Origin of the sequence: Catenuloplanes niger, from assembly GCF_031458255.1 — a bacterium.
GTDB classification, from domain to species: Bacteria; Actinomycetota; Actinomycetes; order Mycobacteriales; family Micromonosporaceae; genus Catenuloplanes; species Catenuloplanes niger.
The window spans coordinates 7,660,869-7,676,694 of record NZ_JAVDYC010000001.1; the positions used below are offsets into that span (position 1 = coordinate 7,660,869).

The following is a 15,826-nucleotide window of genomic DNA, read 5'->3' on the forward strand; positions in this document are numbered from 1 at the left end:
GGCCTCGACCAGGTGCTGGATCCGGCGGCCGTTCCTCCGGTTCCGCGGTCTTTCGGGTTCGCGGTCTTCCGGGTTCGCGGTCTTCTCGGTTCCGCGGTCTTCTCGGTGGAGCTTCTCGGTGTCAGCGGCCGTTCTGGGAGAGCGCCTCGAGCAGGTCGCCGACCGGGCGGTCGGACATCGCGCGGGCCACGTCGGCCAGCGCGATGATGCCGACCAGGCTGGTGCCGTCGATCACCGGCAGCCGGCGCACCTGGTGCTGCGACATCGTGCGCAGGATCTCCCGGGCGTCGTCGTCCGCGCCGATCGTGATCGCCTCTCCCTGCGCGAGCGTGCCCGCGGTGATCGAGTTCGGGTCCTTGCCCTTGCCGAGCACCTTCACCACGATGTCGCGGTCCGTGATCACACCCTTGATCTTGTTGTCCACGCCGCAGATCGGCAGCGACCCGACATCCAGGTCCGCCATCTTCTTCGCCGCGGCCGACAGGTACTCGTTCTCGCCGACGCAGGTCACGTCAGTCGTCATGATCTCGCGAGCCGTCGTCATGATCAGCCACACCTCCGGGTTCGACGCACTTGCCTCCTTGATACCGCGTCCAGGGTGCGAATCCGCTGTAATCAGCTCAGAACGTGCCCTCCGCGGGCTCCCGGCCCGGTGGCCGGAACGCTGCCCGCGTCGGGCGTCCCGCGTCGCCCGGGCCGTGCGTGCGGTGGGCCGGTCGCTCAGCGGGCCGATCCGCGCAGCGCGTCGTCGATCAGGGCGAGCTGGCGGGTCAGGCTCTCCGGCGTCAGGTCGGGACGGCCGCCGGGGTGACCGAGCGTGGAACTGGCGGCAGCGACCGCGTGCTTCGCGGCCGACGCCGGATCGTCACCGCGCAGCAGCGCCGCCACCAGGCCCGCGACCAGGGAGTCCCCGGCCCCGGTGGTATCGACCTTCGCGGTCTGCACGCCGGGGATGACGACGTGCCCGTCCGCGCCCCATGGGGACCGGGCCGACCAGGCGAAGAGGTTGGCGCCGCCCTCCAGCGCGAGCACGGCCAGCCACGGCCCACGCCGGTGGATCTCCCGGGCCGCCCGGAGGCCGCGCTCCTCGGTCCCGACGGCCTCGCCCACCAGCAGTCCCGCCTCCTGCTCGTCCGCCCGGATCACGTCGGCCCAGCCCAGGAGCGCGTCATCCCCCGGCGCTCCGTCCAGCACCACGATCGGGCCGCTCGCCGTCCCCCCGGTGCCGGTCGCCGCGCCGTCGGTGCCGCGTGCCGCCCCGTCGGTGCCGCGTGCCGCCCCGTCGGTGCCGCGTGCCGCCCCGTCGGTGCCGCGTGCCGCGCGTTCGGTGCCGCGTGCCGCGCGGGCGGCGGCGAGGAGTGCCTCCGGTGGCTGCTGGAGTTGCAGGACGACGGCGTCCGCGGTCGCCAGCCGGTGCGCCGCGGCCCGCACGTCGTCCGGGCTGAGCAGCGACTCCTCCGGCAGGTGCTGGACGTACCGCCACTCGCCCTCCGCGTCGAGCAGTTCCACGATCAACGCGGACCGGCCCCGGACCGACACGGACGACACGTCGATACCGTCCGTGCGGGCCTGGTCCAGCAGCCGCTCGCCGGTCTCGTCGGCCCCGGCCACCCCGAGCAGCCCGACCGGCACGCCGAGCTGGGCGAGCGCCACCGCCTGGTTCGCGCCCTTCCCGCCGAGCATCTCCCGCCGCGCGCCCGCGTCGGCCGCCTCCCCGGCCGCGGGCACCGCCGACACCGTCAACACAAGATCACGGGTGATCTGCCCGGCCACCATCACCGTCATGACGTGGGCATACCCGCCAATGCCCCGGTGAATCACCGGCACGTCCGGCCCCGGCAGCTCTCCCCTTGCCCGGCGGAGAGCAAGCCGCGCGCACCGCCCGCGTCATCAACCGCTCGCGTCATCCGGCACGCACGGTCCGCTCGGCATTCCGCGTGAGAGACGATTGCGCCCAGGGCTGCGCGCGGCGTCGCCAGATCCGTCCAGCGGCCGATCGCGACCGCGATCGACGAACGGCCGGGTGGCGTGCCCGGCTGCGTGGCGTGGCTGGTGGCGGCGCTTGGCGGGTGCGGCGGATTGCTGGTTGCGGCGCTTCGCGGGGCTCGGTGGGCGTCGATTCGCGGGCGTGGCCGGCGGCCGTTCGTGGATGCGTGGCGGGGCGGGCTCGCGCAGGCGTGGCGGGTTCGGAGGCGGAAGGTCGCGGGCGTGGCGGGTCGCCGGGTGAGCGGGAGTGGGTTCGGCGGCCGGCCGGCGGTTGCGGTGAGTCGCGGGTGCGGCGGGTCGTGCGGTAGGGATGGCGTGGCGGTGCGCTCGTTGCCCGGCGGATCGCGTGTCGCGCGCGTGCGGCACGGCCGGGCGGCCGGGTGCTATGCCGCGAGGTCGTCGCTGCTCGTGCCCTCGGTGCGCGGACGGGGTGCCGACGCGGCCGAGACCGTGTCCAGGGAGAGGCCGAGCGCGGCCGCCAGGGCCGCGACCGTGAAGAAGGCCGGCGTCGGAATGCGGCCCGTCTCGATTTTGCGGAGCGTCTCCGGGGAGATGCCGGCCGCGGACGCGACCTCGACGATGCTGCGCGCGCCGCGGGCGTCGCGCAGTGCGCGGCCCAGTCGCTCGCCGCGTTCCCGCTCTTCCTCGCTCAACGGCACCCTCACCATGGTCCTGATAGTAATACCGGTATAGTTATCGACCGGCAGCCACGGCCAGCACGGCAAGGAGTCGGCATGATCGAGCTGAAGTCGCCCTCGGAGATCGCGGCGCTCCGCGAGGCCGGCCGCATCGTCGCGCGGGCGCTCGCCGCGGTCCGGGCGCACGCGGCCGTCGGTGTCAGCCTCCTCGAGCTCGACGACGTCGCGGCCAAGGTCATAGCGGACGCGGGGGCCCGGCCGTCCTTCCTGGGTTACCACCCGCCGGGGGCACCCCGGCCGTATCCGGCTGTCATCTGCGCCAGCGTCAACGACGCGATCGTGCACGGCATCCCCACCGGCGCGCGGCTCGCCGACGGCGACCTGGTCAGCATCGACTGCGGCGCCCACCTGGACGGCTGGTGCGGTGGCTCCGCGATCAGCTTCACGGTCGGCGAGCCGCGCCCGGCCGATCTCGCGCTGGTCGACGCGGCCGAGCGCGCACTCGCCGCCGGCATCGACGCGGCCCGGCCCGGCGCCCGGATCGGCGACATCGGCCACGCGGTCGGTACCGTCGCCCGCGCCGCCGGGTTCGGCATCATGGCACGTCACGGCGGTCACGGTGTCGGCCGGCTGATGCACGAGCCGCCGTCCGTCCCCAACGAGGGCCGCCCCGGCCACGGCACACGCATCGAGGCCGGCCTGGTCATCGCGATCGAGCCGATGCTCATCGCGTCCGGCCGTGACGCCTACCGCACCGACCCCGACGGCTGGACGCTGCGCACCCACGACGGTTCCCGCGCCGCCCACACCGAACACACCGTTGCCGTCACCCCCACCGGCCCGATCATCCTGACCGCCCCCTGACCATCGCGATCCCCGCGTCCCCCGGGACCGCGGCGCGTCTCCCGCCCGCCTCTTCCGCACCCCAAATCCCGCCACGGTACGGAACACTCCGTCATCGGCCCGCACCAGTGCATCGACTCAGCGGCCGCCGTCCCGTCCGGCGTCCCCCGCCGCGCACGCGCTCACCCGCAGGCTCCGCACGGGTCGGACCCCCGCCGACGCGACGAGATATCAAGCGCGCGCGGCGGGACTGTGCCACGAGGGGTGTTTCCGGCCCGACACGCCGGGCTGAAGTCCTGGCGGGATGGGCACCGTGAGTGATGACATCGAACGTTGTGAGTCCACGGAAGAAGATCGAGGGTGACGGGCGGCAGCTGTCGCCGGAGCAGGCCGCTGCGGCGGCGATGGTGGCCGAGGCGAAGGCGCGCGGGCTGGAACTGACCGGTCCGAACGGCCTGTTGAAGCTGTTCACCAAGAATGTCCTCGAGACCGCGTTGAACGAGGAGATGACTGAACACCTCGGTCATGCGAAGAACCAGGCATCGCCGGAGCGTGAGTCGACAAATGTGCGCAACGGCAGCCGCGGCAAGACGGTGATCTCGGATGCGGCCGGTGAGGTGCGTATCGACGTGCCGCGAGATCGGGAAGGGACGTTCGAGCCGCAGATCGTGAAGAAACGGCAACGGCGCCTGACCGAGGTCGACGAGATCGTGTTGTCGTTGTATGCGAAGGGAATGACGACCGGGGAGATCTCCGCGCATTTTGCGGAGATCTACGGTGCGTCGGTGTCGAAAGAGACGATCTCGCGGATCACCGATAAAGTCGTGGCGGAGATGACGGAATGGTCGACCCGGCCACTCGATGCCGTTTACGTGGCCGTGTTCATCGACGCCATCGTCGTCAAGGTCCGTGACGGCCAGGTCGCCAACCGGCCGGTCTACGCGGCCATCGGGGTCACCGTGGACGGCCACAAAGACGTCCTGGGGTTGTGGTCCGGCTCCGGTGGCGAGGGCGCCAAGTTCTGGATGAGTGTCCTGGTGGATCTGAAGAACCGTGGCGTGCGGGATGTGTTCTTCGTCGTCTGCGACGGGCTGAAAGGGCTGCCGGACACCGTCGAGGCGGTGTGGCCGCAAGCGATCGTCCAGACCTGCATCATTCATCTGATCCGGAACACTTTTCGTCTGACCTCCCGGGCGGATGCCGACGCGATCAAACGCGACATCAAACCGATTTACACGGCGGTCAACGCCGACGCCGCGCTCGCCGCTCTGGACGACCTCGAGGAGAAATGGGGGAGTAAATACCGGGCGATGATCCGGTTGTGGCGTAACGCGTGGGATGAGTTCATCCCGTTCCTCGATTACGACGTCGAGATCAGGAAGGTGATCTGTTCGACGAACGCGATCGAATCATTGAACGCCCGCTACCGTCGTGCTGTTCGCGCACGCGGGCATTTCCCCAGCGAGCAGGCCGCGTTGAAATGCCTGTATCTTGTGACCCGCAGCCTGGACCCGACCGGGGCCGGCCGCGCACGATGGACGATCCGCTGGAAGCCCGTGCTGAACGCCTTCGCCATCACCTTCGGTGACCGCTGGCCGGCCGCCGAAACCTACTGACCGAAGAGCCGGAAACACCGATCTTGGTACGGACCCCGCGCGGCACCCGCCCGGCTCCCGCGGATCATTGACCGATGCGAAAAGGAGGTCAACAGCGAGGTTCGGCAGCCTTTTCGCATCGGTCAATGATCGGCTCGCGGGCCAACCCCGCGCCGATACCGCGGGAGCGTGCGGCCGGTGAGACGCCGGGAGCGGGCGGAGGAAGTGTGATCTTCGGGTTCTAGGCTGGCCGGAGCTGTCCGGGCTGTCTGGAGGGGGCCGCGTGCTGGACCTGCGGATCGAGAACGGGACGATCGTCACGATGGATCCGGCGCGGCCGGTGGTGCGGGCGCTCGGCGTGTGGCGCGGGCGGGTGTTCGCGAGCGGCGGCGACGCGGCCGGGATGCCGGCGCGCGAGGTGCTGGATCTGCGTGGTGCGACGGTGGTGCCGGGGTTCGTCGACGCGCACACGCATCTGGCGTGGACCGGGCTGAAGGCGCGGGCGGCGAGCGTGGCGCCGTCGAACGACGTGGCCGCGATGCTGCGGGTGATCGCGGAGGCGGCGCGCCGGGTGCCGGTGGGCGGCTGGGTGGACGTCGGCGGATACGACCAGCGGCCGCTGGGCCGGCACCTGACGGCGGCGGAGCTGGACGCGGTCAGTGCCGGCCGCCGGGTGTTCGTGACGCACGAATCGGGGCACGCGTGCCTGGTCAACAGCGCGGTGCTGGCGATGCTGCCGGCCGGGGTGCGGCACGAGGACGGCCTGCTCACCGAGGGCGACATGGCGGTGGTGCGGCGGCTGCGCTGGCCGTACTCCGTGGCCGAACTGTGCGCGGCGATCGAGCACGCGGGCCGGGAGTGCCGGGCGCAGGGCGTGACCGCGGTGTGCGAGGCCGGGATCGCGGGCGGGCTGGTCGGGCACTCGCCGGTGGAGCTGGCGGCCTACCAGACGGCGCGGGAGCTCGGGCGGCTGCCGGTGCGGGCGCGGCTGATGGTGGCGGCGGACGTGCCGCACGCGGTGGCGGCGCACCCGGACGACGACGTTCCACAAGCCTTGGACCTGGGGGTACGGACCGGGCTGGGCGACGAGTGGCTGTCCGTCGGCGCGCTGAAGGTGTTCACCGACGGTGGCATGATGGCCCGGACCGCCGCGTTGACCGAGAACTACGCCGGTCTGGACCACGCCGGCCAGCTCGCCGGTGACCCGGACGCGCTCACCCGGACGATCGTCGACGGGCACCGGGCCGGCTGGCAGCTGGCCGTGCACGCGATCGGGGACCGGGCGGTGGACGTGGCGCTGGACGCGATCGCGGCCGCGCAGGCGGTCAAGCCGGGGCGGCGGCACCGGATCGAGCACGCCGGCCTGGTGCGGCCGGACCAGCTGGCGCGCTTCCGGGACCTGGACGTGACCGCGGTCGTGCAGCCGAACTTCCTCTGGTATCTCGGTGACGACTACGCCGAGATCATGGGGCCGTCCCGGGCCGGCTGGCTCTACCGGGGCAATGGGTTCCTCGAGGCCGGCGTGCGGCTGGCGGCCAGTTCGGACCGGCCGGTGACGGACGGTGCGCCGCTGCGCGCGATCCAGTTCATGGCGGAGCGGCTCACCCGCGGCGGCCGGCTCGTCGGCCCGGCGGAGCGGATGAGCGTGCTGGACGCGCTGCGCGCCTACACCGTGGGGGCGGCGGCGGCCTGCGGCTGGGAGGACGAGCTGGGCGCGCTCACCCCGGGGCGGCTGGCCGACTTCGTGGTGCTGGCGGAGAACCCGCTCGACGTGCCGGTGTCCCGGATCGCGGAGATCGCGATCCGGGACAGTTGTCTGGGCGGGGTGTCACTCACCTGACGGGCCGGCCAGGCTGGTGCCGAGCCGGACCGGGGTGCCGAAGTTCGGCGTGCCGTCCGCGTTCCAGGTGAACTTCTGCGCCCGGGTGGAACGGTTCATGTCGCAGCCGCCGGACGCGGAACTGTTCGCGTGGTAGACGAGCCAGTCCTCCGTACCGTCGGGGGACTTGAAGAAGCCGTTGTGGCCGGGCGCGTAGACGCCGTTCGCATCGCTGCGCTGGAACACCGGCGTCGGCTTCTTCGTCCAGTGCGCCGGGTTGAGCGGGTCGGTGCCGGTGAGCGTGAGCAGCCCGAGCTTGTAGTCCGGGCCCCAGCACGCGGACGCCGAGTACACGACCATCACCCGGCCGTTGTGGTAGAGCGGCTCGGGCGCCTCGTTGACCGGCGCGGTCTGCCGTTCCCAGGACAGCGTGGGCGAGCTGAGCCGGACCCGGGAACCGCTGAGCGTCCACGGGTTCGACAGCCGCTGGATGAAGTTGCTCTGCCCGTAGCTGCCACCGGCCTGGTACGTGCCCATCAGGTAGAGCGTGCCGTTGACCGTGAGCACGCTCGCGTCGAGTTGCCAGTCGTTGCCGAGATCGGCCTTGAAGCTGTACGGGCCCATCGGGTCGGTCCCGGCACTCTCCAGCACGTGCAGCCGCTGCGTCGGGTTGTAGTCGGACACGTTCTGCCCGGCCACGTAGTAGAGATACCACCGGCCGTTGACCAGGTGGAACTCCGGCGCCCACATGTTGCAGCAGCCGTTCGGCCGGCCGGCCAGGTTGAAGATCACCTGGTCGGGTGCGGCGTTCAGGCCGGCGAGCGTGGTGGCCCGCCGCATCGTGATCGTCGAGTTCCAGGTCGTGGTGGCCAGGTAGTAGTAGCCGTTGTGGTAGGTCATCCACGGGTCGGGGCCGTTGCGCTTGATCGGATTGGTGAAGGTGGCGGGTGCCCGCTCCTCGGCGGTCGCCACCGTGCTGCCGGTCAGGACCAGGACCGCCGCGCACACCGCGGCGACGAGGGAACGTCGCATCGTCGTCCTCCTCAGTAGACGAACGGCCAGCCGGCCGTGTCGTAGCCGATCAGGTTGATCCCGAGCCGGGCTGCGCCACTGCTGGTGTAGTAGTGGTAGACGAGCACCTCGGAGTCGGTGTCCGCGAACACGGCCTGGTGTCCGGGGCCGATGACGCTGCCGTGCCGGGCCAGCACCTGGGTGCCGCCGCCGCTGGTCATCGCGGTGCCGTTGCGGTCCACGAACGGCCCGGTCGGGCTGGTCGACCGGCCGACCATGATCCGGTACGTGCTGTCGGCGCCCCGGCAGCACAGGTCGAACGACACCCACAGGTAGTAGTAGTTGCCGTGCCGGAACACGACCGGCGCCTCGATCGCGCCGCCGCCGCGCCCGGCCAGGCCGCGGACCGTGCTGTCGGCCCGCTTGCCGGTCGCCGGGTCCAGCCGGACCGTCTTGATCCCGGACCAGAACGACCCGAAGCTCAGCCACCACGTGCCGCCGGCGTCGACCGTCAGGTTCGGGTCGATCGCGTTGTAGTCGTTGCCGGTGTTGCTCTCGATCACCAGCCCGTTGTTGGTCCAGCTGCCGGACGCGCCGGTCGTGGACGTGGCCAGGAAGATCGCCGAGCGGTTCGACCCGAACGTCGAGGCCGAGTAGTACAGGTAGTACTTCCCGTTCCGGTACGACAGGTCCGGCGCCCACAGGTTGCGGCTGCCCCCGGTGTACGTCGTGGTCCACGACGCGCCGTTCGGGAAGACCGTGCCCGCGTTGCGGAACGTGGTCCGGTCGGTCGAGGTCTTGAGCGCGATGTTGTCGCCGGTGTGCGCGAGCAGATAGCCACCGGCCGGCGTCTTCACGATCGTCGGGTCGTGCACCCCGACGTCACCGTTGACGACCCCGGGATTCGGGTACGCCGCCGGCGGCACCGTCGGCGTGGCGAGCACGGCCGGCTGTGGCAGCGGCTCGGCCGCATGCGCGGTGAGCGTGGCGAGGCCACCGGTGAGCAGCGCCGCCGCGGTGGCGGTGGCCAACAGTCCCCGGCGGGCGATCCGGGACATGGGCATGGGTTTCCCCTCTCGGCCCGATCGCGCCCGGCCGGGTGGAGACCAACTGAGGCAATCAGGCTCATCGATGTATATGCCGCATGTTAGCGCTCACTCGACGCGCGCTGTCAAGGTCTCCCGCGGGTTGCCGCACCATCAGGCGATGCAGAACTCGTTGCCCTCCGGGTCGCGCATCACGAGGTGGCCGAAAACGCCGGCGTAGCGTTGCTCCGCGACCCGGGTGGCGCCGAGCGCGACCAGCTCGTCCGCCCGGCGCCGGATCGTGGCCTCGTCCGTCGCCGGGCCGGCCGGACGGACGTCGACGTGCACCCGGTTCTTGGCCACCTTGCCCTCCGGCACCCGCAGGAACGAGATCGCCGGGCCGCGGCCCTCGGGATCCACGATCGAGGCGCCGTCCGGGTCGTCGTAGCCGGGCTCCGGCAGGTAGCCGAGCGCCGCCGCCCAGAACGCGGCGAGCCGGTGCGGGTCGGTGGCGTCGAAACAGAGTGTCCAGGGCGTTGCCATGCGGCCGACCCTACTGGTCGCGATCGGCCCCGGGCCGCGGTTGGGTCGGTCTCGCCGGTGGGCCGGTACGCGCGCGAACCCTAATTAATCCATAACAGTCTTCCCCTGGACTGTTAACAGTCCTAATAATTCCGGTGACGGCGGTCGACCCCCAACCGCCTCGATCATGGGAGGTGCTCATGAGACGGTCCCGGCTCGCGGCGTTGATAACCACGTCCGCGCTGGTGCTGGCGGGTGCGGCGGTGATGTGGACGGCGGGCCCGGCCGCGGCCGCGGCGAACACCGCCACCTTCACGAAGACGTCGGACTGGGGTTCCGGGTGGGAGGGCCGGGTCACCGTGACGAACGGTGGCACGTCCGCGCTCACCTCGTGGACCGTGGCGTTCGACCTGCCGGCGGGGACGTCGGTCAGCTCGGCCTGGGAGGCGGACGTGAGCGCCTCCGGGACCCGATGGACGTTCCGCAACAAGTCCTACAACGGTACGGTCGCGGGCGGTGCGTCGCTGACGTTCGGCCTGATCGGTGCGGGGCCGGGCAGCCCGTCGAACTGCACGCTCAACGGTGCCGCCTGCGGCGGTGGTGCGGTCACGCCGCCGCCCACGACGACCTCACCCACGCCGCGGCCGACCACCCCCGCACCCACTACGCCACCGCCGACCACGCCGCCGCCCACCACGCCGCCGCCGAACAACGGGGCGCTGCCGAAGCACTTCCTCACCGGGTACTGGCACAACTTCGTCAATCCGGCGGTGGAGCTGCGGCTGCGCGACACACCGGCACAGTACGACCTGGTCGCGGTCTCGTTCGCGGAGGCGACCAGCACGCCGGGCGCGGTCACGTTCGGCGTGGACCCGGAGCTGTCCACCGCGCTCGGCGGTTACTCGGACGCGGACTTCCGCGCTGACGTCCGTACCCTCCAGGCACGGGGTTCGAAGGTCATCCTGTCGGTCGGCGGCGAGGCCGGCCGGGTGGCGGTGTCCGACGCGGCGAGCGCGGCCGCGTTCTCGAACACGATGTTCTCGATCATCCAGAGCTACGGGTTCGACGGCGTCGACATCGACCTGGAGAACGGGCTGAACCCGACCTACATGGCGCAGGCGCTGCGGTCGCTGCACGCCAAGAAGAGCAACCTGATCATCACGATGGCGCCGCAGACGATCGACATGCAGTCGACCGGCGGGTCCTACTTCGCGCTGGCGCTGGCGATCAAGGACATCCTGACGGTCGTGCACACCCAGTTCTACAACTCGGGCGCGATGCTCGGCTGTGACCAGAACGCCGCGTACGCCCAGGGCACGGTCAACTTCATCGTCGCGCTCGCCTGCATCCAGCTGGAGAACGGGCTGCGCCCGGACCAGGTCGCGCTGGGTCTGCCGGCCGGCCCCGGTGCCGCGGGCGGCGGCGTGGTGTCGCCCGGCGTGGTCAACGCGGCGCTGGACTGCCTGGCCCGCGGCACCAACTGCGGCTCGTTCAAGCCGCCGCGCACCTACCCGGGCATTCGCGGCGCGATGACCTGGTCCGTCAACTGGGACGTGACGAACGGCAACGGCTTCGCCGGCACCGTGGGCCCGCACCTGGACACGCTGCCCTGACCGCGGCGGAGGCCTGCCCGGCCGGGGTCAGACGCCGGACGGGTAGGCCTCCAGCTCGTGGACGTCCGCGTGCAGCGTGTGCATCGGGCGCACCCCGCTGGTGGTGGCGAACCAGACCAGATGGTCGTAGCGGTCGGCCAGCACGGTCGGCACGTAGTTGCCCCAGGACTCCCGCTCCGGGCGGTAGACCACGCCGATCGCGCGGTGCGGGACGGTGTCGGTCAGCAGCGCCGGGCGCGCGGCCGGGAAGAGCAGCACCGCCTCGGGCGGGGCGTGCTCCGTCAGCAGCGCCTCCAGGGAACCGTGGCGGCCGGGCGGGACCGGCAGTTCCTCGGTCGCGCCGCCCCAGGACCGGCCGGCGATCACCGAGCCGGGACCGCCCGCGATCCCGACCAGCGCCACGTGCTCCGCGCCGAAGCGGTCGCGGGCCAGCCCGCCGATGGTGACCTCGCCGGCCGCGGCCATGTCCGAGCCGCGGGCGTCGCCGACGTGCGTGTTGTGCGCCCAGACCACGGCCTTCGCGTCCGGGCCGCGGTGGTCGAGGAGGCGGGCCAGCGTGGCGTCCATGTGGCGGTCGCGCACGTTCCACGAGTCGGGGCCGCCGCGGACCATCGCCCGGTAGTACGCCTCCGCGCCGGCCACCACCTCCGCGTTCTGCCGCGCGCCGAACCCCGCGTCGAACCCCGCGTCGAACGTCGTGTCTCCGGCCAGCCGGCGCAGCAGCGCGACCACCTCGTCCTCGCAGCCGGCGGGCACGAAACGGGTCGCCGTCGCGTACCGCTGCGGGTCCTCGCCGAACGGCTCGAAGCAGCGGAACGCGGCCCGCGCCTCGTCCAGCGCGTCCGGGGCCGACCGGTGCAGGTAGTCGAGGATCTCGCGCAGCGACTCCCACAGCGAGTAGAGGTCCAGGCCGTGGAAGCCGACCCGGCCGGCCGGCTCCCGGGACGCGTTGTGCCGGCGCAGCCAGCGGCAGAAGTCGGCGACCTCGTCGTTGGCCCACATCCAGGTCGGCCAGCGTTCGAAGAGCGCCAGCGCGGCGCGCGGATCGCTGGGCGCGTCGGCCGCGCAGCGCACCGAGCGGTCGATGCGCGCGCAGTCCGGCCAGTCGCCCTCCACGCCGACGAAGCTGAATCCGTACTCGGTGATCAGGCGTTTGGTGATCTCCGACCGCCATCGGTAGAACTCGTGCGTGCCGTGCGTCGCCTCGCCGAGCATGACCACGCGCCGGTCACCGATCCGGTCCAGCAGCGCGTCCGTGCCCTCGCGGCCGGTCAGTGCCAGCCGGGCGACGTCCTCCGCGTAGGTGCCCATGCGAGCGGTTACCCGCCCTCGCGCCTCACTAACCGGGTCGCGGGGCCGGTATCGACGTGGATGGCCGGGCTGCGGCGAGGCCCAGGTCGATACAGGCCCTAGGCTGATCTCCATGAGATTCGCGGTCAGCTATGGTTCGACGGCCTACGGTGTCGACCCCGACCACCTGGTCCGGTTCGCGCGGCACGCGGAGGAGCTCGGGTTCGAGGGCATCTACCTGCCCGAACACGTCGCACTCGCGCCGGGGATGACGTTCGGTGAGTACGAGATGCCGGTCGACCTGCCCTACGCGGACCCGATCGTGTGTCTCACGTTCGTGGCGGCGGCGACGTCACGGCTGTTGCTCGGCACCGGCGTGCTCCTGCTGCCGTACCACCACCCGGTCACGCTCGCGAAGCGGCTCGCCACACTGGATCTGCTCGCCAAGGGCCGGCTGCGGCTGCTGACCGTGGGGGTCGGCGCGTTCCCGCAGGAGGCGGACGCGACCGGCGTCAGCTTCCGGACCCGGGGCCGGCGCGCGGACGAGGCACTCGAGGTGCTGAACCTGCTGTGGACGCGGGACGAGGTGAGCTACGACGGCGAGTTCTACCGGCTCGACCGGGTCACCAGCCGCCCGCACCCGGCCGGCGGCGCGCTGCCGGTGCACGTCGGCGGCTCGTCGATGGCCGCGGCGCGCCGGGCCGCGAAGTACGGCGCGGGCTGGTTCGCCGGCGGCATGCTGGGCCCGGCCGACCGGATCGCGCAGCTGGCGGCCGCCCGTTCGTCCGGGCGGCCGATCGAGTACACGCGCTGGGGTGCGATCTCGCTGACCCCGGAGTCCGCGGCCGGCTTCGCCCGGCAGGGCGTGGACCGCCTGGTGGTCAGCCCGTCCGGCGCCACCTGGGCGGAACAGCGGGACGAACTGTCCGCGTTCGCCGACCGGCACGGGCTACCCGGATGACCAGCGCCGGCACCGGGCGGCGGCCGGCGCCGGTGCCGGGTTGGTGGACCCGCGAGGACTGCCGGGGAAACGTGAATCTGCCACACTGTGCCGCATGACGATCTTGGTGCGGCCGGTGCAGGGCACGGACGCGGACCGGGTGGCGGAGCTGCTCGACCAGCTCGGCTACCCGGCCGACGGCGCCGCGGTGGCGTCCCGGCTGGACTACTGGGGTGACGAGCCGTCCGCCGCCGTGTTCGTGGCCGTCGCCGACGACCTGGTGGTCGGCGTGACCGCGGTGCATGTGAGCCCGCTGCTCGAGGTGGACGGGCACTACGCGCGCGTGGTGGCGCTGGTCGTCGACGCGGACGCGCGGCGCGGCGGGATCGGGCGCGCGCTGATGGCGGCCGTGGAGGCGTACGCGAGCGCGTTCCGGTGCGCGTTCGTGGAGGTGACCAGCGGCCGGCGGCCGGAGCGCGAGGCGGCCCACCGGTTCTACCGCGGCCTGGGCTTCGAGGATCTGAACGACATCGCGTACCGGTTCCGCAAGCCGCTACCGCAGTAGCTCCTCCGCGGCCTCCTCGGCGTCCCGCAGCACGCGCAGCACGTTACGGCCGGTGAGCGCGGCCAGCTCGGTCTCCGTCCAGCCACGGTCGGCGAGCTCCGCCAGCAGCCGAGGGTACGTGGAGACGTCCTCCAGCCCGGCCGGCAGCGTGTCGGTGCCGTCGAAGTCGCCGCCGAGCCCGACGTGCTCGACGCCGGCGACCTCACGCGCGTGTTCGACGTGGTCGGCGACCTGCGCGACGGTGGCGCGGGGACGCGGGTTGGCCGCGCACCAGTCGGCGAGGTCGTCGGCCACGACCCGGTCGGTGAACACCGGTTCCTCGTGCGCGCGCGGCGCCGGTGGCCACGGGACCACGCCGGCCGGGAGCCCGCGCCGGGCCCGCTCCGCGTCGGCGGCCCGCTCCCAGGCCAGCACCTCCGCGGAGACGAACGGCGGCACGAACGTCACCTGCACCACGCCGCCGTTGTCGCGCAGCCGGTGCAGCACCCGGTCCGGCACGTTGCGGCCGTGCTCGGTCAGCGCGCGGCAGGACGAGTGACTGAAGATCACCGGGGCGGTCGCCACGTCCAGCGCCGCGTCCATCGTGCACTCCGCCACGTGCGCGAGGTCGACCAGCACGCCGATCCGCTGCATCTCACGGACGATCGCGCGCCCCTCGTCGGTCAGCCCGCCGTGCACCGGCGGGTGCGCCGCGCTGTCCGCCCAGGGTGTGTGGTGGTTGTGGGTCAGCGTGACGTACCGGACGCCGAGCCGGGCCAGGCAGCGCAGCACCGCGGTCGAGGACGCCAGGCTGTGGCCGCCCTCCACGCCGATCAGCGAGGCGATCCGCCCGGCGGCCATCGCGTCCCGGGTCGCGGCCGCGGTCGCGGTGACCACCAGTTCGTCCGGGAAGGCCGCGGCCATCCGGTGCACCGCGTCGATCTGCTCCAGCGTGGACACCAGCGCCTCCGGTTCCGGCAGGCTGGACGGCACGTAGACGGACCAGAACTGGGCACCCACGCCACCGGCGCGCAGCCGTGGCAGGTCGGTGTGCAGCGCGGGCAGGCCGGCGTCGAGGCCCGCCACGGCGTACCCGCGATGGACCCGCAGCTGCCAGGGGAGATCGTTGTGGCCGTCGACCACCGGGGACTCCCGCAGCACGCGGGTGACGTCGACGCTCATGCCCGCACCGCGTCCACCAGTGCGGCGAGCCGCGCGGCGATCTCCCGCAGCCCGTCGTGCGGTGGCCCGCCCGGCTCGGTCATGTACGTGTCGCGGCGGATCTCGACCATCAGCGCGCTCACGGCGGGCTCCTTCCGGTAGTGCCGCAGCGGCACGTACGTACCGGCGAACGGGGTGTTGATCTCGGTGTTGGGCAGCGTCTCCCGGGCGGCGGCGAGCAGCCAGGGCGGGGTGTGGAAGTCGTCGACGCCGAGGCAGATCTCCGGCCGCGGGCCGTCCGCGTGCAACTCGTAGGGGAGCGGACGGGACTGGTACGAGTGCACGTCCAGGACGACGACCCGGCCGAGCGCGGCCAGGCGCCGGTCGACCAGCGCGGTCATGCCGTCCGCGTACGGCCGGTAGTGGGTGTCGAGCAGCCGCGCGTCGCGCGCCGGGTCGTCGTCGCGCAGCACCTCGCCGTGCGCGGTGCGGGTGTAGACCGCGGCCATCCCGACCCGGGCCATCTCCTCGGTGTCGTCCGGGAAGCGCTCCGGGTCGACGACCAGGCGGGAGAAGGCGTTCGCGAACGTCCACGGGGTCTTTCGCGCCAGCGCCGCCGCCTGCCGGGCGATCTCGCGGGTGTGCGCGTCCGTGAGAAGATCCAGTTCCCGGGTCAGCCGGGCCTCGTCGAGTCGCAGACCGCGGCGGGCCTCGGCGGTGAGCGTGCGGGAACCGTGCGGCACGTGCAGCACGACCGGCGAGTCCGGAGCGCCCTCCAGAAGATCGAAAACCGCCGTGGGTACGTCGCCGGAGATCACGTCGAGACGCTATCCGACCCG

Annotated in this window: 15 protein-coding genes; 6 read left to right on the forward strand and 9 right to left on the reverse strand. The window is 72.4% G+C overall.

What is annotated here, in order from left to right; translation table 11 throughout:
- Positions 1 to 121: 121 nt before the first annotated feature.
- The 3 genes from J2S44_RS33535 to J2S44_RS33545 form a co-directional block, all read right to left on the reverse strand.
- The gene (locus tag J2S44_RS33535; RefSeq protein WP_306831518.1) at positions 122 to 544 is read right to left on the reverse strand and encodes a CBS domain-containing protein; all 423 of its coding nucleotides are present in this window, start codon (positions 542 to 544) and stop codon (positions 122 to 124) included.
- 176 nt (positions 545 to 720) lie between these two features.
- A complete protein-coding gene (locus tag J2S44_RS33540) occupies positions 721 to 1,785 on the reverse strand; it encodes a PfkB family carbohydrate kinase (RefSeq protein ID WP_310422203.1) in 1,065 nt (354 codons plus the stop codon).
- Between the two features lie 584 nt (positions 1,786 to 2,369).
- Positions 2,370 to 2,654 carry a helix-turn-helix domain-containing protein gene (locus J2S44_RS33545; protein ID WP_310422206.1) on the reverse strand — a complete coding sequence of 95 codons (285 nt, stop codon included), beginning with the start codon at positions 2,652 to 2,654 and terminating at the stop codon, positions 2,370 to 2,372.
- 66 nt (positions 2,655 to 2,720) lie between these two features.
- On the opposite strand from J2S44_RS33545, the gene map reads away from it, so the two are divergent.
- The 3 genes from map to J2S44_RS33560 all read left to right on the forward strand — a co-directional run bounded on the left by map (position 2,721) and on the right by J2S44_RS33560 (position 6,902).
- Positions 2,721 to 3,488 (forward strand): type I methionyl aminopeptidase, encoded by a 768-nt coding sequence (map, locus tag J2S44_RS33550; protein WP_310422209.1) that lies wholly within the window; start codon positions 2,721 to 2,723, stop codon positions 3,486 to 3,488.
- A gap of 314 nt (positions 3,489 to 3,802) precedes the next feature.
- A complete protein-coding gene (locus tag J2S44_RS33555) occupies positions 3,803 to 5,083 on the forward strand; it encodes an IS256 family transposase (RefSeq protein WP_310407910.1) in 1,281 nt (426 codons plus the stop codon).
- A gap of 262 nt (positions 5,084 to 5,345) precedes the next feature.
- Complete coding sequence (locus tag J2S44_RS33560; RefSeq protein WP_310422212.1) at positions 5,346 to 6,902, forward strand: amidohydrolase; 1,557 nt, start codon at positions 5,346 to 5,348, stop codon at positions 6,900 to 6,902.
- Here J2S44_RS33560 and J2S44_RS33565 read toward each other — a convergent pair.
- From J2S44_RS33565 to J2S44_RS33575, 3 genes are all read right to left on the reverse strand, one after another.
- Positions 6,891 to 7,913 carry a glycoside hydrolase family 43 protein gene (locus J2S44_RS33565; protein ID WP_310422217.1) on the reverse strand — a complete coding sequence of 341 codons (1,023 nt, stop codon included), beginning with the start codon at positions 7,911 to 7,913 and terminating at the stop codon, positions 6,891 to 6,893. The genes J2S44_RS33560 and J2S44_RS33565 overlap by 12 nt on opposite strands.
- A gap of 11 nt (positions 7,914 to 7,924) precedes the next feature.
- Positions 7,925 to 8,956, reverse strand: a complete 1,032-nt coding sequence (locus J2S44_RS33570; RefSeq protein ID WP_310422220.1) for an arabinan endo-1,5-alpha-L-arabinosidase — start codon at positions 8,954 to 8,956, stop codon at positions 7,925 to 7,927.
- A gap of 135 nt (positions 8,957 to 9,091) precedes the next feature.
- Positions 9,092 to 9,460 (reverse strand): VOC family protein, encoded by a 369-nt coding sequence (locus J2S44_RS33575; RefSeq protein WP_310422223.1) that lies wholly within the window; start codon positions 9,458 to 9,460, stop codon positions 9,092 to 9,094.
- Positions 9,461 to 9,639: 179 nt separating this feature from the next.
- Between J2S44_RS33575 and J2S44_RS33580 the strand changes: the two genes are divergently transcribed.
- Complete coding sequence (locus J2S44_RS33580; RefSeq protein ID WP_310422225.1) at positions 9,640 to 11,052, forward strand: chitinase; 1,413 nt, start codon at positions 9,640 to 9,642, stop codon at positions 11,050 to 11,052.
- A gap of 27 nt (positions 11,053 to 11,079) precedes the next feature.
- Here J2S44_RS33580 and J2S44_RS33585 read toward each other — a convergent pair whose 3' ends face one another.
- On the reverse strand, positions 11,080 to 12,363 hold the full coding sequence (locus tag J2S44_RS33585) for an erythromycin esterase family protein (protein WP_310422229.1): 1,284 nt from the start codon (positions 12,361 to 12,363) through the stop codon (positions 11,080 to 11,082).
- A gap of 112 nt (positions 12,364 to 12,475) precedes the next feature.
- On the opposite strand from J2S44_RS33585, the gene J2S44_RS33590 reads away from it, so the two are divergent.
- A complete protein-coding gene (locus J2S44_RS33590) occupies positions 12,476 to 13,303 on the forward strand; it encodes a TIGR03619 family F420-dependent LLM class oxidoreductase (protein WP_310422232.1) in 828 nt (275 codons plus the stop codon).
- 94 nt (positions 13,304 to 13,397) lie between these two features.
- Positions 13,398 to 13,847, forward strand: coding sequence for a GNAT family N-acetyltransferase (locus J2S44_RS33595; RefSeq protein ID WP_310422235.1), 450 nt, complete (start codon positions 13,398 to 13,400; stop codon positions 13,845 to 13,847).
- Here J2S44_RS33595 and J2S44_RS33600 read toward each other — a convergent pair.
- Positions 13,836 to 15,008 (reverse strand): dipeptidase, encoded by a 1,173-nt coding sequence (locus J2S44_RS33600; RefSeq protein WP_310422239.1) that lies wholly within the window; start codon positions 15,006 to 15,008, stop codon positions 13,836 to 13,838. The genes J2S44_RS33595 and J2S44_RS33600 overlap by 12 nt on opposite strands.
- Positions 15,005 to 15,805: an N-formylglutamate amidohydrolase gene (locus tag J2S44_RS33605; protein WP_310422242.1), complete on the reverse strand. Its 801-nt coding sequence runs from the start codon at positions 15,803 to 15,805 to the stop codon at positions 15,005 to 15,007. Before J2S44_RS33605 ends, J2S44_RS33600 begins: the two co-directional genes overlap by 4 nt.
- Between the last annotated feature and the right edge of the window lie 21 nt (positions 15,806 to 15,826).